This is a genomic window from Sphingobacterium sp. UDSM-2020, from assembly GCF_016132525.1.
In the GTDB taxonomy this organism is placed as follows: domain Bacteria; phylum Bacteroidota; class Bacteroidia; order Sphingobacteriales; family Sphingobacteriaceae; genus Sphingobacterium; species Sphingobacterium anhuiense.
The window spans coordinates 3,939,571-3,965,910 of sequence record NZ_CP066166.1; the positions used below are offsets into that span (position 1 = coordinate 3,939,571).

Here is a 26,340-nt window from a genome sequence, read left to right on the forward strand (position 1 = left end):
AAATCATATCCCTTTGGCTAGATAAAAATGTTATTTTTAAACTAATTGGGATGCTTCGATAGAATTGTTAATTTCATAAGTTGAGGCTAACATATTCTTTTTACCTGTCGAAGGTTCAAAAATAATATCAACTCTTCCTAAGTTTATTCCTGCAAAACCCACTTGGTTAACGGCTGTCTTTGTTCCCTTTAAGTTTGTTACAAAAGTAGGTTCTTTCAAAAAGGTATGCGTATGTCCACCAATGATTAAATCGATATCACTAGTCTTGGAAGCTAATACGAGGTCGGATACCTTCTCACTTTCGTATTGATAACCTAAATGAGATAGACAAATGACAAGGTCACATTTATGCTTTTCCTTTAATTCTTTGACCACGCGGTTTGCAACAAGAATTGGATCCAGGTATTTCATGCCTTTGAAATTATTCGGATCAACCAGCCCTTCAATATCTACCCCTAAACCAAAAACACCAATCTTCACTCCACCTTTTTTGAAGATGGTATAATCTTGTGTTTTTCCTTCCAGCACTGTTCCTGTGAAGTCATAGTTTGCCGTTAAAAAAGGAAATTTGGCATGATCCAGATATTTGATAAGCCCATTTAACCCATTGTCAAATTCGTGATTACCAAATGTACCCGCATCATATCCCAATTTGGTCATTAAGTCAAGCTCTAATTTCCCTCCAAACAGATTAAAATAGGGAGTACCTTGGAACATATCGCCTGCGTCCAACAAAAGAACATGATCTTCCTCAGCCCTTACTTTTTTGATAAGTGTACTTCTGCGTGCAACTCCTGCCAATCCTTGATATCTACCGCCATCCATAGGAAAGGGTTCAATTCTGCTGTGAACATCATTGGTATGTAGAATGGTTAATTTTATTTTTTTTGAACCTGCAAATGATGAGAATGGTAACGTACCAAGGGTTACTGCTGCAGAAAGGCCTGCGGCAGTCTTTATAAAGCCTCTTCTATTTAATGATTTTAACTCTTCCATCTAATTGCATATTAATTTTTTGACCATTTTTTGTAAAGCTGGAAATATAGTCCATCAAGCTTTCCCTTACTTTTTGAGGATAATCAGTTCTTTTAAGCGCATGTGTAAATAAATCTAAATTGTCTCCTCCATTCGCTAGGTAATCATAGGTGACTACTTTATAGGTTTTATTTTTGTCTATATCTTTTCCCTGTACCTGAATATTTATTGGCTTTTTATCTTGGATAGATAAGGTAATTCCTGAAACAGGTTGCCCCCCTGTTGCCGCTATAAAGTTGGCGAGTTGTTCAATTTGTTCACCGCTCAGCTCCATCACTGTAAGCTGATTTTCAAATGGCATAACCTCAAAAACACTCTCTACAGTAATATCTCCCGCTTTTATTTCATTGCGAATACCGCCCTTTGTTGCAAAAGCGATATCAGCCTTGTTGTTGATTTTTTCACTGGCAACCAATAGCGCTTGTGTAAAGAAATTTCCCATTAAAGTTTCAGGAGTTTTCTCTTTAGTCAATGCAACTTCCGAGAAGCCGATTACCCGGTTCATCTCTGCCTGCATTTGCTTTTTATACGGACTATAAATAGCTACGATCGCGGTATCCTCAACGGTGCTTTTATTGATCTCGTATTGCTTAAAGTCCTTTTGGACAGGACTTAATTTTTTGCTGCAAGATGTGCTAAGTAAAATAGCTAAAAACCCGAAGGTTACATATTGAAGTTGATGTATAGTAAGTTTCATCATGTAATAAGTGTTTTCGGTACAAATGTAGATAATAAAAGCCTAACATTTTTGTTAAGCTTTTATTATCAATATGCAAAAGAAGGCGCTTTTTCTAATTGGCAACCTCTGGTTTTTTAATGTCTTTTCTGACCACAGCATCTCTTTGATTTCTCAATCGTATTGATTTCCGACGATCTGCAATGGTAGTTTTTGTGATTTTTGCAACCATTTTATTATTCTTATATAATTTCCAGTTCATCAGCAATACGGAAACCAATATAATAACTAGGCCTATTACTTGTATGTATGTCACGGCATGGCTACTGAAAAAGTAACTTAATACCAATGCTACAATAGGATTAACATAGGCATATGTACTTACTTCCGTAGCAGGTCTTACTGATAGCAACCAGATGTAAGAACTGAATGCTAAAATAGATCCAAAAACAATTAAGTACGATATATTAAACCAGTCGATAGGCGTTACCTGTTGAAAACTAAAATGAGCAAATTCACCATTTAAGCTGGCAACAATTGTAAATAATACACCTGCTGTAATCATCTGCCATGCAGTCTTTACGGAGACATGTAAATCTTCCGTCTCTTCTTGCTGACTTTTCTTCTGGTATTTGGAATATAATGAACCTGCGGTCCAGGCGATAGATCCAAGCACCATAATCACTAAAGCAATAACGGTTATTTCTTTATTTGCAGAAGATTTGCTTGCGATGATTTGCTCTACAAAGAGTAAAACAACACCAGCAAAACCTAAAATCAAACCAGCGATGGTAGATTTGCTGCTGAAATTTTCTTTCCATTTTGGTTTATCAAGAATAACAAACCAAATCGCCGCTGCTGCCGCAATAATCGCTGCAACACCACCTGAAACATATTGCTCTGCCCAGATAAGACCACCCATATCAATAAATAAGAGTAAAAATCCGACAACAATAGAATCGCGGATTGCTCTCTTGTTGAATATTTTATAACCCTTCAATACACAGTACCCCATCAGCAAAATACTTGCAGTAATAAACCTAAAAGATCCTAAAATGAATGGCGGGAAACTGTGTAGCGCTTTTTCAATAAAGAAAAAAGTCGACCCCCATACAATGTATACGACAGCATACGCGAGTACGATCATTAAAGGGCTTGCTTGTTGTACTTTATTATTTAACATCTCTCTATTCCTTTCCTAAATTATTCCGGTATAACTAATTGTTGTTCTTCTTTCACTGTTTGCAAAACAATTGTGGTTCTTGTTGAAATTATTCCTTCAATTTTTCCCAAAGTGTTACGCATCAAATCGACTAACGCAGTAGAATCAGCCGTCCGAACTTTGATTAGGTAACCATCATCTCCAGCAATATCATGCACTTCCTGCACTTCGGGTATCTCTGCTAGAAGAATACCGACTTTCTGTTCTCCAATTATATCGTTCGCTTTGATAAATATAAACGATAGTAATTTCTGATCAATTGCCGCTGGATTTATCTTGGCGTTGTATTGTAGGATTACATTTTTTTGCTCTAATTTTTTAACACGTTCTAAAATCGCAGAAGGAGCCATACTAAGCTCTCTTGCTATATCAGCATTATTGATTCGAGCATTATCCTGCATTAAACGCAAGATTTTGAAATCTACATGATCTAAATTATATTCTACTTTTGTCATATCGAATGCAAAGGTAGTGATATTTCGAATAATATTCAAATTATTTAGTTAAATTCAGAATATAATTCTATTTATGAGGTTATTTTTTTTAGAACAAATAGCCTTTTCACTAGCCTGAGTACTAGTTTTTTTTATTTAATAATCTGATTATTAGGGTATTTGTGTTCTGTGAATTATCTTTGGTATTTTAGGTGTCTCATCGAATATTATTCGCTAAAGGTTTCCATCGAGTACTTTTCACGTAATATTTTAATGATATAACTGGTGCTAAGAGTGACAATCAATCCTATGAGACAACCAATAGTGACACAGGCAAAACGATCGAGTGCGGCAACATATGACTTTAATTGATGTTCATGAACCACGACAATGATCATGGCTACCATTGCTGTACGGGCCACACTTAGGATATTGAATAACCTGCATATAGCGACGGATGTGATGACGCCCAAAAGCATAGACCACATCTGGGGAAGATTGGTAAAATAAAACAGTATACCCGTCGCCGAACCAATAAAATTAGACTTAGTTCTATCAAAAGCAATTTTTGTTGCTTCATTATCATCCGGAGAAATCACTAAAACAATAGAAATTAAAGCCCATATTGCTGAATATTCAGGAAAGCTGATATATAAAAAGTAACCAATAGAAAAACCGATCAAAATACGAATCAGATAGATGACGAAGTCGGAGTGAAGGCTATATCGCATGAGGGTTTTACGCATCTTAAAATATTTTACTGCAAAAGTACATCTTATTTGCAGCATCAAAAAATCATATACATGCGTTTTTATGCGTGTTTAATATTGTTTTTTCATTTTCTTGCATTATCAATTCTTTTCATTATTTAAAATAGTTAGATTTGTTGATACAAATTATACCATACTGTGAAGGAAAATATTTCTTTAGATCAATTATCGCAATCTTTAACGGGGGACTTGTATTATGATGATTCTGCTTATCACCATACCATCCGTCTTGCCTATTCCACTGATGCATCCGTGTACCAAGAACTACCTTTAGCTGTAGCGATTCCCAGAAATAGTGGAGATATCAAAATTTTAATACAGTTTGCATCTGCAAACGGCATTACGATTATTCCGAGGACAGCAGGTACATCCTTAGCTGGTCAGGTTGTTGGAAATGGTATCGTTATGGATATCTCGAAGTATTTTAATAAGATACTTGAATTAAATGTCGAAGAACAATGGGTGCGTGTGCAACCTGGTGTTATTCGTGATGATCTCAATCATTACCTCAAACCATTTGGCTTCATGTTTGGTCCAGAAACCTCAACAGCAAGTCGTGCGATGATTGGTGGAATGATCGGTAATAATTCCTCCGGATTACATTCCATTGTATGGGGCGATACCCGTCAAAATTTATTAACAGCGAATGTCATATTAGATGATCAGTCTGAGGTCGTATTTGAAGCGTTGGACGAAGCATCTTATTTCAAGAAATTAATACAAAAAGATAGGGAAGGTGCAATTTACCGCGAATTGAATGCGATGTTGACAGTGGAAGAAAATATGCAGGCAATAGCATCGGGATATCCCAAGCGGTCGATAACAAGACGAAATACAGGATATGCACTGGATATGGTATCGGATAAAACTGCTCCTTTCAATATGTGCCGTCTATTAGCTGGTTCTGAAGGAACCCTAGCGATCGTTACAGAGGCCAAGTTGCAATTATTACCATTACCGCCTAAAGAATTAGGTCTCCTATGTATCCACTTTGACGATATGATTGCGTGTATGGAAGGTAATGTGATTGCTTTGTCACATAATCCCGAAGCCTCGGAACTTGTCGATAAGTATATCATGGATTTTACTGTCGGGCACCCCACTTATCAATATAATCGTTTTTTTATAGAAGGTGATCCCAAAGCTTTGCTTATAGTGGAGTTCAGAGGAAATACGCCAGATGAAGTGGAAGCAAAGGCGATGGCATTGAAGGCCGCGTTGATTGAAAAGCATTTGGGTTATGCTTATCCATATATAACAGGTGAGCAGACCAATTTGGTTTGGGATGTACGGAAGGCGGGTTTAGGGTTAATCCGTAATTTACCCGGAGATAGTCAGCCGGTTAATTTGATTGAGGATTGTGCGGTTTCTCCGGAAGATTTACCTGCATATGTAGCAGATATTCAAAATTTATTGATTGCAGAGGGAGTTCACGCATCTTATTACGCGCATGCTGGAGCAGGAGAACTCCATATTGAGCCTTTTGTTAATTTAAAAACAGAATCGGGGGTAAAAACTTTTCGCTCGATCTTAGAAAAGACAACAGATTTAGTTTTAAAATACAATGGATCTTTAAGTGGTGAGCATGGTGATGGTCGTCTGAGAGGTGAGTTTATTGAGAAAGTTTTAGGAGGAAAAGTCTTTAAACTCATTGAGCAGATTAAAGAAATATTTGATCCTAAAGGCGTATTTAATGCCAATAAGATTGTAAATACACCACCAATGGACACCCATCTCCGTTATGATAATAATAAAAATACAACACAGATAAAGACCTATTTCGATTTTTCGAAAGAGGAAAGTATCCTACGTCTGGCCGAGAAGTGTTCCGGATCAGGTGACTGCCGAAAAACAGAAATTACCGGTGGAACGATGTGTCCCTCTTTTATGGCTACACGCGATGAAAAGGATACTACACGCGCCCGTGCCAATATGTTGCGTCAATTTTTGACAAATTCAACAAAAGAGAACCGGTTTGACCATGAAGAATTAAAAGAAGTGATGGACTTATGTTTATCATGTAAAGGTTGCAAAACTGAATGCCCTTCTAGTGTTGATGTAGCTAAGATGAAAGCCGAGTTTTTACAACATTATTACGATGAGCATGGTGTGCCCTTCCGGTCGCGAGTGATTGCAAATTTCACAGAATCTCAAAAATTAGGATCACTGGTAGCGCCCTTATACAACTTTGTTGTCAAAAATGACTTTTTAGCGGGCCTTGTAAAAAGAACCATTGGTTTTGCCCCTAAGAGATCACTGCCTTTGGTAGCTGGTACTACATTGTCACAATGGTTGAGAAAACAGAAAAACAAGACAGATGCAAAGCGGCGCGTATACTTATTCGCAGATGAATTTACAGAATATAACGATGCCGAAATAGGTATTACAGCATATAAATTACTAACTGCTTTAGGCTATGAAGTGATTATTCCAAAACATATTGAGAGTGGCCGAACTTATCTTTCAAAAGGTCTGGTTAAAGAAGCGAAGAAGATCGCTAATAAAAATATTACTTTTTTGAAAGATCTAATAACAGAGGAGTCCCCCTTATTAGGAATAGAACCATCGGGTATCATTACCTTTAGAGATGAATATCTTTCTTTGGTAGATTCGGATCTCTATGAAGATGCAAGTAGAGTAGCTAAAAATGCATTGATGTTTGATGAGTTTTTACTGAAAGAGATTGAAGCTGGCCGTATTCAAAAAGAGCAGTTCAGTACGCGTGAGAAAACAATTAAGTTGCATGGACATTGCTATCAAAAAGCATTTCATTTAGTAGAAACAACAGAGAAAGTCTTGTCATTTCCTCAAAACTACCAAGTAGAGGTGATTCCATCAGGCTGTTGTGGTATGGCGGGATCATTTGGTTATGAAAAAGAACACTACGACATCTCGATGAAAGTAGCAGAATTGGTTTTGTTGCCTACTGTCCGAAATACGGATTCTTCTACATGGATTGCTGCGGCAGGTACATCTTGCCGGCACCAGATTAAAGATGGAGCGGCAAGACATTCTTACCACCCTGTAGAAATCTTATATGATGCTTTAATTAAGTAAAACAATCAATCTATTTTATTTGTTTATCAGTAAAAATCGTTAGTTTTAGTAAACGATTTTACTGATAAACATAATTACTGAAAAAGATGAGAAAAATAAATCAAATTGCTGTTCTATCTGCGTTAGCTTTTGCGACAGCATGTGACAACACTACCCAAAACCAACAAGGTGGCGATAAATCAAAAAAAAGTAACATTCCTATTGAGGAATTGACCATTGATGGACCTGTCACTAATAATAAACATCTTTTCTTACGTATTGTTGATGATGTGAAAACGGATTCTAGTTACATCTATACGGCTAAAAGTACCTTCAAAGGAGATACTGTTGGATTGAAAGTAGAAGTCGTAAATCTTATCCCTGCCGGAATTATTGATGATGTCGCTAATGAAGATGTTGGTTTTACAAAAGGTAAAATTAAAATTTCTTCTTTAGGTGCAGAGAGTGATGCTTTTATAAAAGCATTGGGTAAAATATATGAAGTACCAGCTTCTGGCCCTTTCGCAAGTGCAACATTGATACCGACAGTTTTCTCTTCAAATAAAGTAAATGCTGATCTTGATAAAACAGCAACTTATAGCTTTAAATTATTTTTAGAGCAAAAGTCAGGGGAACCGGCTGAAATGTTTTTCAACATTGATACGTATAAAAAATCTTTAGAATTTAAAGAGAAAGATCCTAAATTCCGCGCTCCGTTTATTTCCGCACTGGAAGGTAAATAAGCTTTAAAATCATATTATAAAAAAAAGGCTTTCTATTATTAGAAAGCCTTTTTTATGTTAGAAATCAAATTTTATTCTAGCCCTTATGCCCGATTTAGGAGCACCTGGGTGATCAAGATAATTTAATCTCCGGACATAATCTACGCGAAGTATTTTGAAAATATTGGACAATCCAACACTAGCCTCCATGTATGGATCCGATCCAAAGGTGTACGAAGATTGTATATTGTCAGCATTTTTCTGAAAGTCAAATACTTTGTCAGAATGATCTGGGTTGTTCTCATCTCGAAGCCCACCGTATACAGCTTTAAAACTAAATACTTCACGAAGTTTTAGCTTTTTAATACCAGGAATTTTGTTTAACAAGAAACCATTCATGTAGTATTGGATGTTAGCGGATGCATGGTGGTCACTGACAAATTCCAAGAAGTTCATCAAATTGTAAGAATTAAGCTGATATGCATAAGTCTGATTCGCACGGTGTATCGTTAAGAAAGGAAATGGAATTCCTTTACCAGCAATATAAGTACCTGCGACATCAATATCTGCATAGCCGAACTGGCTCAGGTAAAATCTTTTGAATGCTCCTACGTTAAAGTTGTGATAACTATATTCGCCTTTGAATACATCTTTAAGTCCAGCCGTGTAGTTAAAGTTAAAAATAGGGTATTCATTAAATATAGGAGTACGATAAAGCTTTCCTTGATAAAACTGTTCATTCGGAGCGTAGCGAATATTTACTGATAACTCCGTTGAATTGATTTCGTTGAACACTTTAGTTTGACCATTATCATCTATGATCTGATACCTTAAAGATCCTGCTGGCGATTGTTTTGTTGCATTAAATCCCAATCCAATACTTAAGCGATTTTCAAATTCTTTTCTATAATCTACGCGATAGACATCATTATAGATGTAATTTTCATTATCACCTCTTTTGAAGGATAACAAAAAGTTATCTTCTTGTATAAATTCTAAAGCTTGACCAGGAATCTTGGTGTCACGCTGGAACGATGCCCGGATGTAGTGTTGTGGAAATGAATAAACCGACTTATTGTTGAAAGCATAGGTTCCGCTTAAAAAGTATTTCCATTTTTCATCTTTAAATCCATACGCTGCATACGATTCAGCATAAAACCTTTTACTGAATGATTCTGTAGTTCTACCACCAACACGAAGTCTAAATCCTTCGACAGGGTTAAAGCTATAAAAAGTATTTACCGGACCAATTTCAACAGGACCAGCCTGTTTATATCCCGATAATACCAAAGCTGCAATATCCATAAAGGTTTTAAAAGAAGGAATCTGTTGCAGGGTGTCGATATTATGATAAATATTCAGCTCATTTTTCGTTAAAGGAATTTGACGTTGCGTATCAAAAAGTTTTCGAGTACCTTTTCCATCTGCTATATTGTAAGCAATTACCGTTTCAGGACCACTGTAAATACTATCCGGTTGAACAACGCCAGTTTTATAATTTTTATAGTTGACAGTTCTATTACCACGAATACCTGTTCCTTTATCTGTTAAAGAAAAATCAATACCAAGTGTACTTTGACTTAAATAGAATCTTTTACTTTCATCCTGATCAAATTTGAGTTCAATATTCATGTCCCTTACAAAGTTCAAATTGATATCATCAGCGACAGTCATATTAGCACCTTGTACAGCATAGTTACCATCCAGTGTAATATATAACTGGCCTTTGAAAAGCATGTCCGCTTTATTGCGTGGAAAAAAACTAAGTTCAACTAACCACGGTTGCTGTGTTTTTATCGTATCTGTGATAAAAAACTTGTAAAATGTGGGAGCCGAGTTGGCGATTGGACTTAAAAATTGATTCGTTACCAGTGTGATATTGTTATCGTAAATATCTACTGTTTCATAAAGTTTATTGAAATATGCACTTAAACCATCATTATCAATAAATTTGGGATCAAATTGCGCACGTTGCTCTCCTATGATATATTGTTTTGTTTTTTTAGGGTCTTTACGAAAATATACTTTTGAAAGTTTCTCTTCCATAAAAGCAGGCAATAGATATTTATTTGCAGTTTTAGCCGAATCATCTACTTCAAAAAGAAATTGGTAATTTTTGAATATCTTCTTGTTTACAAATTTCTCTGACAAATTGCTCAGTCCTAAAGAGATCTTTTCGTATTGGTCATACTGCGCGAATTGCTGCCCTGTTAATCTATTTTTACTTTTATTTTCGATTACTTTACGGATCAATGCGACAGCAGGATTGTCTTTGTTTGTATACTTTCTCTTTTTTGCTCTAACTACAACCTCGTCAAGGGTATTGTCCTGAGATTCCATCAATACCTCGATCTGTTGCGTCTCGTCATTCGTAACAAATACATCTTTATAATCATACCCAACACTTGATACACGGATTTTCACATAATTCTTTGGAAATTTTAAGGTGAACCGTCCAGACTCTTCAGTCGAAGTAGCATTGCCGGGGGCAGCAGGTGCTCCAACAACAGCAACTGTCGCATAGCCGATCGGTTGTTTCGTCTTGCTGTCCTTAACGATACCCTGTACTGTTTTTAATTGGCCTAATGCTGCAGTAATACTTACTAACATGACTGATGCCAGTAAAAATAGTGTTTTTGCAATTGTACTGCTACTACGTTGGTATTCCATAATTTTACATTAATTATATCACAAATTACCGATACGTGTTATAACACCATCTTAATTTCTGACTTTTTAACTTAAAAGTTCTAATAAGTTGTATGCAAAAGAAATAAAAAATTAAGAATTAATAAAACATTTACAATTTTTTAACTTCACTATTTTTATTAATCGACTATTAACTTGTTGAATAGCAGTACATTTGTTTTAATGTCAGAATAAACTGACTATAATTTTACTTCTTTATGATGAAATTCGACCTAAATACAACCAATCTCGTTGACTATTGTAACAAAAAGGTCAACGAAGTTGTTTTGATTTTTTAAAAATTGGGTTCCGACGCAAAATGAATGCGGTCTTTTGTAGTAGGGTGGTTAAACTCAATATAAGCAGCATGCAAGTGTAATCGATCGGATTTTTGACCATAAAGATCGTCTCCAACAATAGGACAGTTCATTCCTTTAGGATGAGCAGAATGAAGGCGAAGTTGATGTGTTCTTCCTGTCAATGGAAAGTATCGCACTTTGGTTTTACCGTTTATAATTTCGATTTTTTCCCATTTAGTAACTGCTTTCTTTCCATGTTCATAACAGACTAACTGTCGAGGTCTATCGTCAAGATCAACCCGTAGAGGTAGTGATATAATTCCAGAATCGGCATCGATAATGCCATCAAGTAAAGCAATATATTGCTTGACGATGGTATGGTTGATAAATTGACTCTGAATAAATTTGTGAGCTTCTTTAGTTTTGGCTATCACAAGAATTCCGGATGTAGACATATCTAACCGATGAACAATTAAAGGCCCTGCATCGGGATATTTTTTAAGCATGCGTGTATAGACCGAATCTTTAACATGTATGCCAGGGACGGATAGAAATTCTTCAGGCTTATCTATAATGATCAGGCTTTCATCTTCGTAAATAATGGGGAGTTCAATGCTTTCATCAGGGCTTTCGAGCATCGGATTTTTATCAACCTGTAATCCCTCAAGCATAAAGCCGAGAATAGGTTCACATTTATTGCGACATGCAGGGTAGTAGCTTTGATGTCTTCGTACTTCAGCCGAAGGCGATTGTCCCCACCAAAATTCGGCAAGCGCAATTGGCTTGTAATCATTTAAATAAGCAAATTGCAATAGTTTTGGTGCGGCACATTCACCAGATCCAGCAGGTGGTTGCAAATTGTATGCGTTAAAAATGTCAATGACATTTTTAGTTTCCCCTTTCGCATTTTTAAAATTGTATTGTGCAAATAATTGATTTTGCAACTGTGCAGAACGTTTTTTACGCTCTTCTTTTAAATCGGCTATTATATTGAGGTGATCATTTAGCGGTTTTTCAGCGATGGAAATATCATGGTGATATTGTTTTTGGAAAACACTCAGTTCAAACTTATCTCTTAAACTCTGTTTGATCAGATCTTCTTCAAGCAGTTGATATGATGCAGCTGATAGGGTTAATTTTGATTTGTCTCGAAGTTGTTTACGTTCTTTCTTTTGAATTTTCAGATTTTCTTTAAAGTTGGCCAATTGCTGATCCAGCCTCACTTTAGTATCATCGAGCTTTTCTTTCAGTTGCGTACCTGTTTCACTCTGCTCTAATGCTGTAATTTGCTTATTAAGGTTATTGAGGTGTTCCTCTTCTAACAGAAAAAAAGAATTTTCCGTTAACATATCAAAAACCGGAGGTACAAAATAGCGATGATCATTTTTGCCAGCCAGTTTACCGGAGAAACCAGCTAGAAATCCAATATGACCATCTTGATCTTGGACAATTAATACACCGAACATTTTACCAATGGCCTGTCCATCCATTTTTTCGTTTAAACCAAAATTATGAACCCATTCCGTTTGAGTAAGAATATATTCTTGAACAGATGCGCAGGCTTGTTTTGCCAGTTCATGTGGTTCATAACAGAAGGGGAAAGTAAAATGTGTAGGTAAAAGTATTTCCTTGATTTCCTCATTAAATTCGTGAAAGTATAGATCACCGTTCAAACAATTCCCCTTCATCATTGTTGTTTTCATTATGCGTACAAAAGTACAAAAATGATGTTATTTTTATGACAATATTATTTCTTAATTAATGGGCTTTACGGCCTCATTTTATTAATATTGTATATCAAGTAACAGTGATTTTAATAATTTAAATAAATTGTAAAATAATTCATTATGAAAGCAAAAATTGGTATTAAAGAAGCAGACTTGGCAAAGGTAGCCGCTATTTTGAATAATGTGTTAGCGGATGAAAGTATTGTGTATCAAAAAACAAGAAATGCACATTGGAATGTTGAAGGTCCAGATTTTCATGCCGCGCATTTATTTTTGGAATCGCAGTATAATGAATTGGCAGAAATTATTGATGAAGTCGCAGAACGCATCCGTCAAATCGGACATTATGCAGTAGGTTCATACGCCAAATATCTAGAATTGACCCATCTTACAGAGACGAAGTACGAACATACAGATAGTAAAGGGTTTTTCAAGGAATTACTGTCAGATCATGAATCTGTTATTATGAATATTAGAGGGAATTTGGATGCGGTCGAAAAAGCTGGAGATCAGGCGACTGAAGATTTTCTTGTTGGTTTACTAGCGCAGCATGAAAAGATGGCTTGGATGTTACGTGCTCATGTAGCATAATTTTTATAACAATCCTTTCAATAAAAAAGCAGTACCCTCGGTACTGCTTTTTTATTGAAAATACTAAAAACTGCATGATAATTGTAAAGGCCATTACATCACTGCAAATTTATTTTTCCATTAGTATGCGATATTATTTTGTTTTAATTATCTTTTCGCTTCTGTTTTTCTCATGTGCCGAATCCCTTATGGTACAATCGACTGGAGTTTTACAAAATGCATCGCGGACACATCACTTAAAAAATGGTGAACGTGAGCTGATTTACATTCCCATGCGGCATTTAGGTAAACGTAATTATTACGATTATATTCAGCGAATGGTTGACTCATTACAAAATCAAGGGTTTGTTGTATTTTATGAAAGTATCGCTTACCAAGTGGATAGTGCCCAACAAAGAGATGTATATGATCGAAAGTTTCGAAAATTAGTAGGACACGTAATAGGTAGTACCAAAGTATATGAAAAAACTTCCGATACAACAAAAGTATTAATGGCTCCACTTTATAAAAATCTCGGAAGTAGAATCATCCAACAGCCCCAATATTCGTTTTTTAAAGTTGATTATAATACAGCAGTTATTGCTGATATTCCAAAAAATGAACTTTTGGACGAATTTGAATACAGCTATGGTGATATTATTCTTGATTCATGTGACTGGAAAACTCCTTTAAATGAGCCTTATACTTGTAAGCCTATAAAAGCAAAGTTTAGAAATATTTTCGACCGGGAATTTATAATGAAAAAAAGAGAACAAAATTTAGCAGCTTTGGTGGCGGATGCTTCACAAAAGAAAATTCTAATTATGTTTGGGGCCGCGCATTACAAAGGCTTTCTCAAATATTTGAAAGAGCGTAACCCGGATTGGATAAATGTAAAATAAGAAAATATGGAGAAATTGTTTATTGTTATTCTGGTGCCTGCTGTTATATATCTGGTGTATTACCTTTTAAATAAAACGGAGAAAAATAGCAAAGCCATCAGGCGCGTTCTGAGTAAAGAGGGAAAAGATATTCTTTTGAAAGAAGTACAGTACTATCGAAATTTGAACGAAGCGGATAAAATTGAATTTGAAAAGCGCTGCTTACATTTTTTAGATCATGTATCTGTAGAAGGAATTGGTGTTGAGGTTTCTTTAAAAGATTATATGTTAGTAGCGGCAAGTGCTATAATACCTGTTTTCGCTTTTAAAAATTGGAAATATACAAATTTAACAACTGTACTGCTTTATCCCAATACTTTTAATCAAGATTACCAGTTCGAAGGCAGTCAGGGGCGCAATATTTTAGGAATGGTAGGCGAGGGGTCCATGAACGGTCAGATGATTTTATCAAAAGAGGCTCTTGAAGCTGGTTTCTCAAATACAAAGGACGGCCAAAACACAGCCATTCATGAGTTTGTCCACCTGTTGGATAAAACGGATGGTGAAGTTGATGGATTGCCGCAGTTTTTGATAGATCATACGTATAGTCTAGCCTGGTTAGAAATGATTCGTAAAGAAATTTTAAAAATTCAAGAAGGTAAATCTGATATCAATCCGTATGGCATTACAAATCGGGCGGAGTTTTTTGCCGTTGCTTCCGAATACTTTTTTGAGAACCCAGAACGGCTTAAAAATCATCATCCTGAGCTTTACAAAGCATTAAGTATGGCATTTCAGCAAGACCTGAGTCCTGCTTAATCATGTTACCTGATTGTTGTTAGGGGACTACTATTCAATATGTATGGTTATCTCTTAAGTAAAGAATAGACTTGAAACAAAAAAGCTCTTCCATATGATGAAGAGCTTTTTTTATTGTTTTATTAAGCGTTCTTTATTAAAACCTATATCGCTTCTAAAAGTTGTTTTTCATGTAGTTCAAAATATTGTCCTTTTAAGTTCATAAGTTCATCATGAGAACCTTCTTCCGCAATTCTTCCCTGATCCAACACAATGATTTTATCGGCATTTTTGATTGTCGATACACGATGCGCGATAAACACACATGTCTTTCCTTTCATAATACGGCTTAGGGAAGTCAATATCTGTTCTTCCGTTTTGGTATCTACGGCAGACAGACAGTCATCAAAAATCAAGATCTTAGGTTCTTTAATTAAAGCCCGCGCGATCGAGACACGTTGCTTTTGTCCTCCAGAAAGCGTGATTCCACGTTCCCCAACCGAAGTTTCAAAACCTTGATCAAATCCCATTATATTTTCATAGACTGCGGCATCTTTCGCTGCCTGCTCAACTTGTTCCTGTGTAAAGTGGTCTAGACCAAATGCGATATTGTTACTGATCGTATCTGAAAATAGAAAAACCTCCTGTGGCACAAAGCCTGTTTGTTGCCTTAGATCCTGAAAATCTAGTTTTGTGATAGCGGTGTCGTCATATTTGATATCCCCTTTGTCGATATCAAACATACGAAGTAGTAAATTCGCTAAAGTCGATTTACCCGATCCAGTTTTACCAATGATCGCCAGTGTTTTCCCTGCAGGAATGTGAAACGATAAATCCTTGATCGCTTGAATCCCCGTTTCAGGATAGGTGAATGAAATGTTTTCAACCTTCAGATCTCCTGTAAGTACTTTTTTAATTTCGCCGTTAATAATAGGTGACTCGGTATTTAAGAATTCGTTGATCCGTTTTTGCGATGCTGAGGCACGCTGTACCAGTGAAGTTACCCAAGCTAAAGACATTGCAGGGAAAGTCAACTGGTTGACATAAATGATAAATTCAGCAATATTTCCCGCAGTGATGGTACCTTTTGCAACTTCCAAACCACCCACATAAATGGTTATTATGGTACTTAAACCAATTAATAATAGAATTAGCGGAAAGAAGACTGCTTGTACTTTGACAAGTGATAAAGCCGTATTCCGATAGATGGTACTCTCTTCTTCAAAAGAATCCATTTTATATTTTTCTCTGTTGTACGTTTTAATGACTCTGATACCTGCAAAGTTTTCTTGAACAAAAGACGCTAAACGTGCCAGTTGCTTTTGAATTTTCTCACTTCTTTTATTGATGATTTTATTCACAAATAAAATAACAGCAGAAAGAATAGGGATAGGGATAAGTGCATATGTCGCTAGACGAGCATTAACATCATACATAGCATAAATCACCATGATCGATAAGACAACGGTATTGATGGCATACATAATAGCAGGGCCGAGGTAATTTCTGACCTGGTTGACATCTTCCGTAGCCCTACTCATAAGATCTCCCGTATTATTTCTTCTAAAAAAAGCAAAATCTAGCTTTTGGTAATGTCTGTAGATTTCATTTTTTAAATCATACTCAATATGGCGAGATGTCAGAATGATTGTCTGGCGCATCATAAACAAGAAAATACCACGTAGCAGAGACAGTAATAAAACTACCCCACCGAAAAATAGCAAACTAGATCCAAAAACTTTATAGATCAATTCTTGTCTTTCAAATCCGTGGTAGAGTTTATATAAATAGATATTCTCTTGTACCAGATCAAAAGCTTCTCGAATTACTTTTGCAGGAAGGATACCGAAATAATTGGAAATTATAACAAAAATTACCCCAGGAACAAGCTTCCAGCGATATTTGTAAAAATATTTATTTAAATAAGCTAACTCTTTCATATGATATTACAAATGTAAAACTTATTCGGCATTTAATTTTCTATTTTACGAACTTATACTGTCACAAACAGTTCATAAGTTTTGTATTTATTTTGAAAGAAAAATTTAGTGTGAAATATATTTTCTACTTTTGTTCCCAAATTACCATAAATAAAACTTGAAGCAGAATTTTATGTCAGCATCTCAAACTCCAATTTTCGAATTATTGGGACAATTTGGTCACCAGAATTTGTTTTTTTGTAATGATGAAGTAGTTGGTTTGAAAGCAATAGTTGCGATTCATGACACTACATTAGGTCCAGCAATAGGCGGTGTCCGCATGTTGCCATATTCCAGTACAGAAGAAGCTATCGAAGATGCTCTTCGTCTTTCTAGAGCAATAACTTACAAATCAGCAATCACGGGCCTTAATCTAGGTGGTGGTAGTGCCGTGATCATCGGTAATCATCGTATAGATAAATCTGAGGTTTTGCTGAGACGCTTAGGACAATTTATTGAGGGCCTAAATGGTAATTTCATCGCTTCGATCGATGTAGGTATCGGTCAACGCGATTTGGAACATATTTTTACAGAAACTTCACATGTGGCAGGCTTGCCTAAAGCGATCAATGGCGGGGGTGATACTTCAGTCTTTGCGGCACAAGGCGTACTCTATGGTATTAAAGCTTCCTTAAAAGAACTATACGGTTCAGACAGTTTAGCGGGACGTAAAGTTATCGTGCATGGTATAGGAAGTGTTGGTGAGCGTTTGATCGAAATGTTACGTGATGAAAATTCGCGCGTATATGTAAGTGATATTACGGAAGACCGGATGTTGAAAACAGCAGCAAAATACAAAGTTGAAACCATTGCTTTCGATAAAGTTTTTGATTTTGACTGTGATGTTTATGCACCTTGTGCATTAGGGGGGACAGTTAATCCTGAAACTGCCGCAAAAATGCAATGTAAAATTATTGCTGGTGCAGCAAATAACCAATTGAAGGATGAATTGGTTACGAGCAACATCCTGCATGAAAGAGGTATTTTATATGCACCGGACTATTTAATTAATGCAGGAGCATTGGTTAGTTGTTATTCCGAAATACAGGGCTATGGCGCTGATCATACCGAGTTTGTCATTAAAAATATATACAACGCAACACGCGAAGTATTACAAAAATCAAAACAAGAAAATATTTCTTCGTTCCAAGCTGCTAATCAAATCGCAGAAAAACGTATCTTTGACATTCGAAAACTCAAAAGATAGAGAAAACAAACAAACAAAACAATCGTTCTTACATACAAATCGTTCTTTAAAATACTATGTTAAATAGAAGACACCTAAGGGTCAAAGTAGTGCAGACGCTTTATGCGTACAGTTTATCTGAAGATAAAGATATCAAAGCCTTTGAAAAGGCATTATTGCAAAATGTGGATGAAGTGTACGAAATGTACATTTGGACTTTAAATCTCCTGGATGAAGTGGCCGATTATGCATTGATAGATGCAGAAGGTCGTGCAAATAAGTTTTTGCCAACAGAAAAAGATTTATCGCACAACACCAAACTAAGTAGCAATACTTTTATCGAGTCTTTAAGACAAAATCCGCAGTACGCAGAAGGAGTAAAGAAATACGGTGTTTCTTGGAACTTTGATCCTGAAATCGTTCGTACAGTATTCGCTCAATTGAAGCATTCTGAAGATTATGCATATTATATGCAGTCATCAGATCGTTCGATTGCAGTGGAAAAAGATATTATTAAGTTTATCTTCAAAAAAATTATTTTAAAGTCCCCTGTTATTGAACAGGTTTTTGAAGAGAAGTTTATCAACTGGACGGTCGATAAGGAAGTTTTACAAGCATTAATTGCCAAAACATTTAAAAACTTCAGTTCAGAAGAACCGAGACAAAATAAACTGGCAGAGCTTACGCAGAACTGGTACGATGATAAAGATTTCATCTTAAATCTGATTGCAAAAACAATCCGATATACAAATGAATATCAAAAAATGATTACCGAGAAAACAAAAAATTGGGAATCAGATCGTATTGCATTAATCGATACTTTATTAATGCGCATGGCTATTTGCGAATTGGTGAATTTCCCTTCTATTCCGGTAAAGGTTACAATTAATGAGTATATTGAAATCTCAAAAGTATTCAGTACACTGAAGAGTAATACCTTTATTAATGGTATTTTAGATAAAATTTTAAGTGATTTAAATCAAGATGGCCGTATTCAAAAACAAGGTCGTGGATTGAATAATTAAAAATATTGATATGAAAAAAATGAACTATTCACTGCTTTTAGCATTCGGTATCTGGACTTTAAGTTCATGTGGTACCAGTAACAAGAGCGAAAATACAAGTTCAGATTCCGTAAATGCAACAGCAGATACATCTGTAAATACAGAAGCTGCAGCTGGTGCAATCGGTACTATCGAATTTGCAGAGCCTGCATTTGACTTTGGACAGATCAAAGAGGGAGCTGAGGTTACACATACTTTTACGCTGAAAAATACAGGAAATGCACCTTTAATTATTTCAGAAGTTAGAGCTTCTTGTGGATGTACACAACCTGAGTTTTCAAAAAGTCCAGTTCTTCCAGGTAAGACCTCAGATATAAAGGTCACTTTCAAAAGTGAGGGTCAGGTGGGTAAGCAGCAGAAAATTATTACCATACACTCTAATGCTTCAAATGGGTTGACGACAGTTCAGCTGAAAGGTGAAGTATTGGCAGCTAAATAATAAAATATAACAAAGATACATATGAACACAGTTTTTTTACAGGCAGCGGGCTCAGGAAGTAGTTTAATGAGCTTTTTACCGATGATTCTTATCGTGGTTGTTTTTTATTTCTTTATGATTAGACCTCAGATGAAGAAACAAAAAGATCATAAGAAATACATTGAAGAATTAGGTGTTAATTCTCAAATTGTAACAAATGCGGGTATTCATGGTCGTATTGTTGAAGTTTCAGAAACAACGTTTTTAGTTGATGTGGGTTCTGGTGTTAAAATTCGTTTTGACAAATCAGCAGTAGCTTTAGATGCTTCTAAGGCATTGAATGCAAAAGCATAACACAACAGAAATTCCAGAAGGCCGATCTTACTAAAATAAGATCGGCCTTCTTATTTAATCACATTCAAATTGCCCTATATTTCATCAGGATATGAAATACAAAATGTTTAAGTTTGTAGTATGGCAAATATTATTCGTATCAGTAAATCACAAAAAAGGAAATTAATCACATTCACGCGGTGTGTTCTTATTTCTTTATTTGCCTGGCTGTTATTTTCCATCTCAAATGAATATGTTATTACTGTTAAGGCAGGAATTGAATATGTAAATTTGCCAGAAAAGCGTGCTTTTCATCCGCAACAATCGGATACTGTCAATATTAAGTTAAAGATGACCGGCTGGCAGGTGTTGTTTTCAAAAGTAAAATCGCAAATTCCGACGGTGCATGTTGATATCAGCGGTTTAAAAAATAAAAATTGGATCGTTTTCTCCAATCAGATCGGTTTCATTAATCGTCAGTTCCCACATGAACAGCTAGTGGTTTCCGTAAGTCCTGATACCCTTTATTTTGATTTTTCAAAACAGACACAGCGTAAAGTGCCTGTAAAAGCAATGGCAGATATTCAATTTAGAAAGCAATATGGTTTTATAGGGGAGACGCTCGTGAATCCCAAATATGTGACAATTTCTGGTCCTTATGAGGATGTGGCGAACATTGAATATTGGGAAACAGATACAATCAGAGGAAAAGATGTATCAACAGATTTAAGAACAGTAGCCTATCTTAATAAGAATCAAAGGGCGAACATCAATGTGTATCCAACTTCAGTTGAAGTACTGATGCCAGTAGGCGAATTGACGGAGAAAATTATAGAACTACCTTTAAAGGTTGAAAATAACACACATTTTAAGTCGGTAAGAACGATGCCTAGTAAGGTTGCAATTACGGTTCTGATGTCTGTAAAAGATTATAATAATTATACTGCCCGGGATTTTGAAGCAGTTGTTGATATCAATGATTGGGAAGAAGCAAAAGTCAAATATTTACCAGTTATTTTGACTAAAGTTCCTGATTTTTGTTCTGTTCTGAGAATAGAACCTCAGAATGTTGATTTTTTTGTACGGAAGTAATATGGGAATAAAAGTAGGAATAGCTGGCGGTATTGGTTCAGGAAAAACAATCATATGCCATGTTTTTAAGGTTTTAGGTATTCCCGTTTACAATGCGGATCTAGAAGCAAAATTGATCATGAATAAGAGTGATCAAGTGCGATTGGCAGTGATGCAGGAATTCGGTGATGAAGCCTACAGTAATGGCGTGTTAAACCGAGCGTTTCTCGCAGCTCAGGTTTTTAACGATGCTGCTAAGCTTGCGCAATTAAATCGCATCGTTCATCCGGCAGTCATTCAGGCAGCGGAGGATTGGGCTGATGCACAGACAGCTCCATATTCGTTAAAAGAAGCATCTATCTTGTTTGAAAGCGGCTCTTATAAAAAAGTTGATTACAGTATTTTGGTTACAGCTCCGATAGAAATACGCATTGCTAGAGTAATGGAGCGCGATCAGGTTACTAGAGAGCAAGTCCTTGCGCGGATGAATAATCAGATGTCTGACGAAGAAAAGACTAAATTAGCGGATTTTGTCATTATCAATGACGGCATTACCCCAATAATTCCACAAGTGATGGCATTGCACCATCAATTTCAGAAATAAATTTTTATGTTAAATATATTATCAGACTTTCTGGTTCGAAGACCAGAAGGATATTATTGTCAATATGGTGACTTCTATATTGACGCAATGTTACCCGTTCCGGTAGATGTTGTCTCTCACGGTCATGGAGATCATGCAAGACCCGGTCACGGTATTATTTACTGCACAGCTGTTACAGGCGCTATTATGCATTATCGCTATGCGCAGCAGCCACTATTAAGCTACCGAAAAATAGATTTTAAAAGTAGTTTTCACATTGGCCAAGTTGAATTAACCTTTATTCCTGCAGGACATATTTTAGGTTCTGCTCAAATTTTGATGGAGTACAAGGGGGTGAGGTATCTATATACTGGAGATTACAAATTGCAGGAAGATGAAACCTGCGAGCCTATAGAGATTGTACAAGCAGATGTACTGATTACAGAATGTACTTTTGCCGATCCAGATGTTATCCATCCTGATCCCATTGCGGAAATAAAAAAACTAAACGAGCAACCTTTTAATATTCTCTTAGGAACATATGCACTTGGGAAGGCACAGCGGTTGACCGATCTGATTAATAAACATTGCCCTGATCGAAGAGTACTGGTTCATCACGGGATACTGCCACTTCACCGTATTTATGATGATCTGGGGCGTAAAAAGCTGGTGTACGAGCAGTATAATCGACGGGAGATGAAAGTGGGCGAACCTAATAAGGTTTATATGGTACCACCTATGACATTCAATAGTTATATTCGTGCCACCAACGTTGTCCGTGCTTTTGCATCCGGATGGAAGAGGTTGCAGCAACATAATGATCTTTCGCTCTTCATATCCGATCATGTGGACTGGAATGACATTTTGTATTTTATTCAAGCGGTAAAACCACAGGAGGTCTGGACACTGCATGGAGATGGCCGAATATTAAAACAGCATTTTGAAGGTAATCTCGATGTTCGTGATATTTATTAATATCTTATTGTCAACTATTTAATAGCATTTATATAAAAATTTTATTTATATAAATGCTAAAATTTTGCTAAGAATTTCTTTTTGATTTTTGTAGAAAAATGCAGACAACAACTCCAGATAATACGAGAATTAAACTAAAAGGAAATATATAATTCATGCCAAATTGCTTTGCCACCAATCCTACAAGTGGACCGGAGATGCCTAGTGAAATATCAATAAACAAACCATATGCGCCCAAGGCCGCACCTTTGTTTGCGCTCGAAGCACTTTTTACAGCTTCTACTCCTAACGCTGGAAAAACCATTGAAAATCCCAATCCTGTAATAGCCGCACCGATGATGGTTACAAAAGGTGTAGGGGCAAAGGAGATTAATAATAAACCAACACTTTCGATCAACATGGAGTAGAGGGCTATTTTGACGCCTCCAATTTTATTAATGCTTCCCGTGAGGACAAATCGACCTAAAACAAACATTGTACTGAAGCAGGTGATACAAATTGCAGCATTCTCCCAACCTTTATAATTATAGTACAGGGTAATGAAGGTTGATATCGTTCCAAAACCTATACCCGCCAATGCGAGTCCTGTCCCAAAAGGAGCAACAGATTTGAGAACCGAAACAAACGAATTCCGAACCTCTTTCGATATAGCATACAGTGCTTTTTTATTAATGGTTGTAATAAGACCAATAAGCCCGACCAAGGTAGTTAAAAGTGCGATAGACCAATTGCCTAGGTGCAACGACATTAAGACGCCTAGCGGAGCTCCTATGGCCATTGAGCTGTAATTGAAGATTCCGTTGTATGAAATTGCGGTACTGGTATGTTGTTCTCCAACACGTAAGATTGCCCAGTTGATCGGACTGGCACCGACCATTCCTTCTCCACAGCCAGTAAGTAATCGGGAGACAGCCAACAAACTTAAAGCAAGAAGCGGAGATGAGCTATTGGAGAATGCAGCCCATAAAAGTATCCCTGTAAGGATAAAGCAGATCATACTGATGATGATAGCAGGCTTAGGCCCATTTTTATCCACAATTGTCCCGGCATAAGCACGCATAAAAAAGGTCATAATATATTGTGAGCCAATTACTGCACCAGCGATTATGGTATTGAATCCCAAAGTTTCATGGATGAATATAGGAAGGACTGCTAACGAAAGACCAATGGTGAAGTAACCGTAGAAGGTTAGAATGGCATAGCTAGCAATCTGAAAGCGGTAGTCCTGCGCCGCTTTTTGTAAAGATTTGGATAACATGCTGCAAAGGAAGCAAACCTAAAGGGGATAAAAAAATAAAAGCTAATATTCTGCATCAGAATATTGGCTTTTATCGTTAATCAATTAAAGTTGATTACCACCCTTTGATCGCTCCGCCTTTGAAAACTTTTTTAGCGATGGCTTCTACTTCCGGTGATTGATAAGCTTCTATAAATTGTTTGATACGCTCATCATTTCTATTATCCTCTCGCGATACAATTAGATTCACATAAGGTGATTCTTTGTCTTCAGCAAATAAACCTTCATTTTCAGGGTCTAAACCAGCCTGAGCAGCAAAAGTATTGTTAATAATAGCAATGATAACCTCTTTGTCATCTAAAACCCGTGGTAATTGGGGAGCTTCAAGCTCCATAATATTTAATCTCTTCGGATTTTCTATGATATCTGTCTTTTTTGGCAGAAGGCCTACATCATCTTTTAATTTTATTAATCCTTCTTTTTGAAGTAACAACAGCGATCTGCCCCCATTCGTTGGGTCATTAGGAATGACAATAGTTGCTCCTGGCTGTAATTCATTGATTGACTTTATTTTTTTAGAATAAGCAACTATAGGAAAGACAAAGGTATTGGCGACTGCGGCTAATTTATATCCGCGCTGTCTCGATTGTTCTTGAAGATAAGGAAGGTGCTGAAATGAATTAACATCAATATCACCTTGGTTCAACGCTTCATTAGGGACTACATAATCGTTAAAAGTTACAAGCTCGACGTCAAGATTAAATTTTTCTTTTGCCACCTTTTTTGCCTCTTCAGCAATGTCTTGCTCTGGACCGGCGACAATTCCTACTTTAAGGACTTTTGAATCTGTTTTTTTTCCGTTACAAGCTGTTAAGCCAAATAGAGCCAATGCTACAACGCAAATTTTAGAATGTAATCTCATAGTTTTTTAAAATAGATGTTAACGATGATTAGCTTTTTTAGACAGGTAATCTCCTGTAAATTGAAGAATAAATACAATTAAAATTAGTAAAATTAATACAGCATTCATAATAAAAGTATCATAACCGATATAACCATATTGGTATCCAATCTGTCCAAGTCCACCTGCACCTACTGCTCCGCCCATAGCTGAATAACCGACTAAGGTAATCAATGTAATTGTCAGATTATTAACGAGTGATGGTAGAGATTCGGGGAGTAAAACTTTGTATATTATCTGTAATGTAGTGGCTCCCATGGCACGCGCAGCTTCAATTAGACCATGCGGAATTTCTAATAGACTGTTTTCAACTAACCTGGCAATGAAAGGTGCGGCAGCGAAACTTAAAGGTACCAAAGCTGCAGTAACACCAATAGAAGTGCCTACAAGCTGCCTGGTAAAAGGTATCATCCAAACGATCAGGATAATAAAAGGTATGGATCGAAATATATTGACCAGTATGGCAAGTAATTGATGAATATATTTATTTTCATGTAATTGGTTTCTTCGTGTTAAAAAAAGAAAAATACCAGTAGGGAGGCCAATCAGAAAACCAAAAAAGCCAGACAGAAAAGTCATGACGATAGTTTCGATAGTACCTTTTATCAATAAATCAATAACTGTATCAGACATATCCTATGATTTCTATTTGTGAGTAATTTGATTTTAAATAGTGGAGACTGTTGCTGATATTATCAGCATCACCAATAAGTTCCAGATTAAGTATGCCGAATTTGATTGAACCTACATAATCAATCTGCGCACTGATAATAGCCACATCAATTGCATATTGCTCATGCAGATGCTTGATAACAGAAGTTTGATTAAAATGTTCTGCAAGATAAATCTGGACGATGGGATTTCCACTATCTTTCAGACGCTCTTGATAGATTGTCGGTAATTCGGCATGAAGTGACGATTGAATGAAGTGCTTTGTTAATGTCTGCTTAGGTGATGTGAAGATCTGTTCCACTGTGCCAGTTTCGATTAATTTTCCGCCATCAATGACAGCAACTTGATCACAAATGATCTTAATGACTTCCATCTCATGTGTAATCAGTAAGATGGTTAAATTTAATTTTTTATTGATTGCTTTTAGCAACTGCAAAATAGATTTGGTTGTAGCAGGGTCCAAAGCACTGGTTGCTTCATCACATAACAAAATCTCAGGATCACTTGCGAGGGCTCTAGCAATAGCAACACGCTGTTTTTGACCGCCAGATAAACTTGCAGGATAGTCATGTGCTTTGTCTTCCAGTCCTACCAAAGCCAGTAGCTCCATTACCTTTAGCTGAATATCATTTTTCGAAGTGCCGGTCAGTTCCAGCGGAAAAGCGATATTCTGATATACCGTACGGGAGGAAAGTAAATTGAAATGTTGAAAGATCATACCGATCTTGCGTCGATGCTGAATTAAATCCTGATTGGATAATTTCATCAGGTCGACACCGTGAATCAAAATTTGTCCCTCGTCGGGTTTTTCCAATAAATTGACGCATCGGATTAATGTGCTTTTTCCTGCACCTGAGCTACCTATAACACCAAATATTTGACCTTTTGGAATAGCAAGTGTTACTTGATCCAATGCTTTCGTAAACTTATTTTTTACTGCAAATGTCTTGGAAATGTTAATTAATTCTATCATTTATGTATAGTAAAAACTAATCTTACAAAA

At 36.3% G+C, this 26,340-nt stretch carries 24 protein-coding genes; 12 read left to right on the forward strand and 12 right to left on the reverse strand.

The genetic code is table 11. The features are described from left to right. Nucleotides 1-36 precede the first annotated feature (36 nt). The 5 genes from JAZ75_RS16535 to JAZ75_RS16555 form a co-directional block, all read right to left on the reverse strand. Entirely contained in the window at nt 37-996 is a 960-nt protein-coding gene (locus tag JAZ75_RS16535; protein ID WP_208696759.1) for a metallophosphoesterase, read from the reverse strand. After that, nucleotides 971-1,735 carry a 5'-nucleotidase C-terminal domain-containing protein gene (locus JAZ75_RS16540; protein WP_232789236.1) on the reverse strand — a complete coding sequence of 255 codons (765 nt, stop codon included), beginning with the start codon at nt 1,733-1,735 and terminating at the stop codon, nt 971-973. Before JAZ75_RS16540 ends, JAZ75_RS16535 begins: the two co-directional genes overlap by 26 nt. 91 nt (nt 1,736-1,826) lie before the next feature. Further along, nucleotides 1,827-2,894, reverse strand: a complete 1,068-nt coding sequence (locus JAZ75_RS16545) for an EamA family transporter (RefSeq protein WP_132844747.1) — start codon at nt 2,892-2,894, stop codon at nt 1,827-1,829. A gap of 20 nt (nt 2,895-2,914) precedes the next feature. Next, nucleotides 2,915-3,388: an Lrp/AsnC family transcriptional regulator gene (locus JAZ75_RS16550; RefSeq protein WP_021189230.1), complete on the reverse strand. Its 474-nt coding sequence runs from the start codon at nt 3,386-3,388 to the stop codon at nt 2,915-2,917. A gap of 206 nt (nt 3,389-3,594) precedes the next feature. Then, nucleotides 3,595-4,113 (reverse strand): FUSC family protein, encoded by a 519-nt coding sequence (locus JAZ75_RS16555; RefSeq protein ID WP_208696761.1) that lies wholly within the window; start codon nt 4,111-4,113, stop codon nt 3,595-3,597. A 162-nt stretch (nt 4,114-4,275) separates the two neighbouring features. Between JAZ75_RS16555 and JAZ75_RS16560 the strand changes: the two genes are divergently transcribed. Both JAZ75_RS16560 and JAZ75_RS16565 read left to right on the forward strand, forming a co-directional pair. Next, the gene (locus JAZ75_RS16560) at nt 4,276-7,194 is read left to right on the forward strand and encodes an FAD-binding and (Fe-S)-binding domain-containing protein (RefSeq protein WP_208696763.1); all 2,919 of its coding nucleotides are present in this window, start codon (nt 4,276-4,278) and stop codon (nt 7,192-7,194) included. An 86-nt stretch (nt 7,195-7,280) separates the two neighbouring features. After that, nucleotides 7,281-7,916 carry a hypothetical protein gene (locus JAZ75_RS16565; RefSeq protein WP_208696765.1) on the forward strand — a complete coding sequence of 212 codons (636 nt, stop codon included), beginning with the start codon at nt 7,281-7,283 and terminating at the stop codon, nt 7,914-7,916. A 57-nt stretch (nt 7,917-7,973) separates the two neighbouring features. Here the strand turns inward: JAZ75_RS16565 and JAZ75_RS16570 are convergent, their stop codons facing one another. Both JAZ75_RS16570 and JAZ75_RS16575 read right to left on the reverse strand, forming a co-directional pair. Continuing rightward, nucleotides 7,974-10,565 carry a DUF5686 and carboxypeptidase-like regulatory domain-containing protein gene (locus JAZ75_RS16570; RefSeq protein WP_168127466.1) on the reverse strand — a complete coding sequence of 864 codons (2,592 nt, stop codon included), beginning with the start codon at nt 10,563-10,565 and terminating at the stop codon, nt 7,974-7,976. 313 nt (nt 10,566-10,878) lie between these two features. Beyond that, complete coding sequence (locus tag JAZ75_RS16575; RefSeq protein ID WP_232789237.1) at nt 10,879-12,573, reverse strand: RluA family pseudouridine synthase; 1,695 nt, start codon at nt 12,571-12,573, stop codon at nt 10,879-10,881. Nucleotides 12,574-12,729: 156 nt separating this feature from the next. Here JAZ75_RS16575 and JAZ75_RS16580 point away from each other — a divergent pair, with 156 nt between their 5' ends. The 3 genes from JAZ75_RS16580 to JAZ75_RS16590 all read left to right on the forward strand — a co-directional run bounded on the left by JAZ75_RS16580 (nt 12,730) and on the right by JAZ75_RS16590 (nt 14,879). Further along, entirely contained in the window at nt 12,730-13,200 is a 471-nt protein-coding gene (locus tag JAZ75_RS16580) for a Dps family protein (RefSeq protein ID WP_132772702.1), read from the forward strand. A 74-nt stretch (nt 13,201-13,274) separates the two neighbouring features. Continuing rightward, a complete protein-coding gene (locus JAZ75_RS16585) occupies nt 13,275-14,081 on the forward strand; it encodes a hypothetical protein (protein WP_208696767.1) in 807 nt (268 codons plus the stop codon). Between the two features lie 6 nt (nt 14,082-14,087). After that, nucleotides 14,088-14,879 carry a zinc-dependent peptidase gene (locus JAZ75_RS16590; RefSeq protein WP_168127468.1) on the forward strand — a complete coding sequence of 264 codons (792 nt, stop codon included), beginning with the start codon at nt 14,088-14,090 and terminating at the stop codon, nt 14,877-14,879. Between the two features lie 143 nt (nt 14,880-15,022). On the opposite strand, the gene JAZ75_RS16595 is transcribed toward JAZ75_RS16590, so the two are convergent. Continuing rightward, nucleotides 15,023-16,798 (reverse strand): ABC transporter ATP-binding protein, encoded by a 1,776-nt coding sequence (locus tag JAZ75_RS16595; protein WP_208696769.1) that lies wholly within the window; start codon nt 16,796-16,798, stop codon nt 15,023-15,025. A gap of 172 nt (nt 16,799-16,970) precedes the next feature. Here JAZ75_RS16595 and JAZ75_RS16600 point away from each other — a divergent pair, with 172 nt between their 5' ends. From JAZ75_RS16600 to JAZ75_RS16630, 7 genes are all read left to right on the forward strand, one after another. Continuing rightward, nucleotides 16,971-18,044 carry a Glu/Leu/Phe/Val family dehydrogenase gene (locus tag JAZ75_RS16600; protein WP_031287814.1) on the forward strand — a complete coding sequence of 358 codons (1,074 nt, stop codon included), beginning with the start codon at nt 16,971-16,973 and terminating at the stop codon, nt 18,042-18,044. 56 nt (nt 18,045-18,100) lie between these two features. Next, on the forward strand, nt 18,101-19,048 hold the full coding sequence (gene nusB / locus JAZ75_RS16605) for a transcription antitermination factor NusB (RefSeq protein ID WP_021189220.1): 948 nt from the start codon (nt 18,101-18,103) through the stop codon (nt 19,046-19,048). A gap of 10 nt (nt 19,049-19,058) precedes the next feature. After that, complete coding sequence (locus tag JAZ75_RS16610; RefSeq protein WP_021189219.1) at nt 19,059-19,526, forward strand: DUF1573 domain-containing protein; 468 nt, start codon at nt 19,059-19,061, stop codon at nt 19,524-19,526. A gap of 21 nt (nt 19,527-19,547) precedes the next feature. Beyond that, nucleotides 19,548-19,859: a preprotein translocase subunit YajC gene (gene yajC / locus JAZ75_RS16615; RefSeq protein WP_021189218.1), complete on the forward strand. Its 312-nt coding sequence runs from the start codon at nt 19,548-19,550 to the stop codon at nt 19,857-19,859. A gap of 120 nt (nt 19,860-19,979) precedes the next feature. Continuing rightward, nucleotides 19,980-20,930: a hypothetical protein gene (locus tag JAZ75_RS16620; protein WP_132772709.1), complete on the forward strand. Its 951-nt coding sequence runs from the start codon at nt 19,980-19,982 to the stop codon at nt 20,928-20,930. A 1-nt stretch (nt 20,931) separates the two neighbouring features. Beyond that, nucleotides 20,932-21,513 carry a dephospho-CoA kinase gene (gene coaE / locus JAZ75_RS16625; protein ID WP_031287811.1) on the forward strand — a complete coding sequence of 194 codons (582 nt, stop codon included), beginning with the start codon at nt 20,932-20,934 and terminating at the stop codon, nt 21,511-21,513. Nucleotides 21,514-21,519: 6 nt separating this feature from the next. After that, nucleotides 21,520-22,467 (forward strand): MBL fold metallo-hydrolase, encoded by a 948-nt coding sequence (locus JAZ75_RS16630; protein ID WP_208696771.1) that lies wholly within the window; start codon nt 21,520-21,522, stop codon nt 22,465-22,467. 67 nt (nt 22,468-22,534) lie between these two features. On the opposite strand, the gene JAZ75_RS16635 is transcribed toward JAZ75_RS16630, so the two are convergent. The 4 genes from JAZ75_RS16635 to JAZ75_RS16650 all read right to left on the reverse strand — a co-directional run bounded on the left by JAZ75_RS16635 (nt 22,535) and on the right by JAZ75_RS16650 (nt 26,310). Continuing rightward, entirely contained in the window at nt 22,535-23,725 is a 1,191-nt protein-coding gene (locus tag JAZ75_RS16635; RefSeq protein WP_208696772.1) for an MFS transporter, read from the reverse strand. A 94-nt stretch (nt 23,726-23,819) separates the two neighbouring features. Continuing rightward, nucleotides 23,820-24,626, reverse strand: a complete 807-nt coding sequence (gene metQ / locus JAZ75_RS16640; RefSeq protein WP_208696774.1) for a methionine ABC transporter substrate-binding lipoprotein MetQ — start codon at nt 24,624-24,626, stop codon at nt 23,820-23,822. Nucleotides 24,627-24,644: 18 nt separating this feature from the next. Then, nucleotides 24,645-25,298: a methionine ABC transporter permease MetI gene (metI, locus tag JAZ75_RS16645; protein WP_132772716.1), complete on the reverse strand. Its 654-nt coding sequence runs from the start codon at nt 25,296-25,298 to the stop codon at nt 24,645-24,647. Continuing rightward, nucleotides 25,291-26,310, reverse strand: a complete 1,020-nt coding sequence (locus tag JAZ75_RS16650; protein WP_208696776.1) for a methionine ABC transporter ATP-binding protein — start codon at nt 26,308-26,310, stop codon at nt 25,291-25,293. The genes metI and JAZ75_RS16650 overlap by 8 nt, the downstream gene beginning before the upstream one ends. Nucleotides 26,311-26,340 lie beyond the last annotated feature (30 nt).

Excerpts from the sequence above, each read along its gene's own strand:
- JAZ75_RS16565 (WP_208696765.1), top strand. The coding sequence starts at position 7,281 with ATGAGAAAAATAAATCAAATTGCTGTTCTATCTGCGTTAGCTTTTGCG.
- JAZ75_RS16650 (WP_208696776.1), bottom strand. The coding sequence starts at position 26,310 with ATGATAGAATTAATTAACATTTCCAAGACATTTGCAGTAAAAAATAAG.
- JAZ75_RS16595 (WP_208696769.1), bottom strand. The coding sequence starts at position 16,798 with ATGAAAGAGTTAGCTTATTTAAATAAATATTTTTACAAATATCGCTGG.
- JAZ75_RS16570 (WP_168127466.1), bottom strand. The coding sequence starts at position 10,565 with ATGGAATACCAACGTAGTAGCAGTACAATTGCAAAAACACTATTTTTA.
- JAZ75_RS16550 (WP_021189230.1), bottom strand. The coding sequence starts at position 3,388 with ATGACAAAAGTAGAATATAATTTAGATCATGTAGATTTCAAAATCTTG.
- JAZ75_RS16535 (WP_208696759.1), bottom strand. The coding sequence starts at position 996 with ATGGAAGAGTTAAAATCATTAAATAGAAGAGGCTTTATAAAGACTGCC.
- JAZ75_RS16575 (WP_232789237.1), bottom strand. The coding sequence starts at position 12,573 with ATGATGAAGGGGAATTGTTTGAACGGTGATCTATACTTTCACGAATTT.
- yajC (WP_021189218.1), top strand. The coding sequence starts at position 19,548 with ATGAACACAGTTTTTTTACAGGCAGCGGGCTCAGGAAGTAGTTTAATG.
- JAZ75_RS16585 (WP_208696767.1), top strand. The coding sequence starts at position 13,275 with ATGATAATTGTAAAGGCCATTACATCACTGCAAATTTATTTTTCCATT.
- JAZ75_RS16590 (WP_168127468.1), top strand. The coding sequence starts at position 14,088 with ATGGAGAAATTGTTTATTGTTATTCTGGTGCCTGCTGTTATATATCTG.
- JAZ75_RS16610 (WP_021189219.1), top strand. The coding sequence starts at position 19,059 with ATGAAAAAAATGAACTATTCACTGCTTTTAGCATTCGGTATCTGGACT.
- JAZ75_RS16600 (WP_031287814.1), top strand. The coding sequence starts at position 16,971 with ATGTCAGCATCTCAAACTCCAATTTTCGAATTATTGGGACAATTTGGT.
- JAZ75_RS16630 (WP_208696771.1), top strand. The coding sequence starts at position 21,520 with ATGTTAAATATATTATCAGACTTTCTGGTTCGAAGACCAGAAGGATAT.
- JAZ75_RS16545 (WP_132844747.1), bottom strand. The coding sequence starts at position 2,894 with ATGTTAAATAATAAAGTACAACAAGCAAGCCCTTTAATGATCGTACTC.
- JAZ75_RS16620 (WP_132772709.1), top strand. The coding sequence starts at position 19,980 with ATGGCAAATATTATTCGTATCAGTAAATCACAAAAAAGGAAATTAATC.
- JAZ75_RS16580 (WP_132772702.1), top strand. The coding sequence starts at position 12,730 with ATGAAAGCAAAAATTGGTATTAAAGAAGCAGACTTGGCAAAGGTAGCC.
- metQ (WP_208696774.1), bottom strand. The coding sequence starts at position 24,626 with ATGAGATTACATTCTAAAATTTGCGTTGTAGCATTGGCTCTATTTGGC.
- metI (WP_132772716.1), bottom strand. The coding sequence starts at position 25,298 with ATGTCTGATACAGTTATTGATTTATTGATAAAAGGTACTATCGAAACT.
- coaE (WP_031287811.1), top strand. The coding sequence starts at position 20,932 with ATGGGAATAAAAGTAGGAATAGCTGGCGGTATTGGTTCAGGAAAAACA.
- JAZ75_RS16540 (WP_232789236.1), bottom strand. The coding sequence starts at position 1,735 with ATGATGAAACTTACTATACATCAACTTCAATATGTAACCTTCGGGTTT.
- JAZ75_RS16635 (WP_208696772.1), bottom strand. The coding sequence starts at position 23,725 with ATGTTATCCAAATCTTTACAAAAAGCGGCGCAGGACTACCGCTTTCAG.
- nusB (WP_021189220.1), top strand. The coding sequence starts at position 18,101 with ATGTTAAATAGAAGACACCTAAGGGTCAAAGTAGTGCAGACGCTTTAT.
- JAZ75_RS16555 (WP_208696761.1), bottom strand. The coding sequence starts at position 4,113 with ATGCGTAAAACCCTCATGCGATATAGCCTTCACTCCGACTTCGTCATC.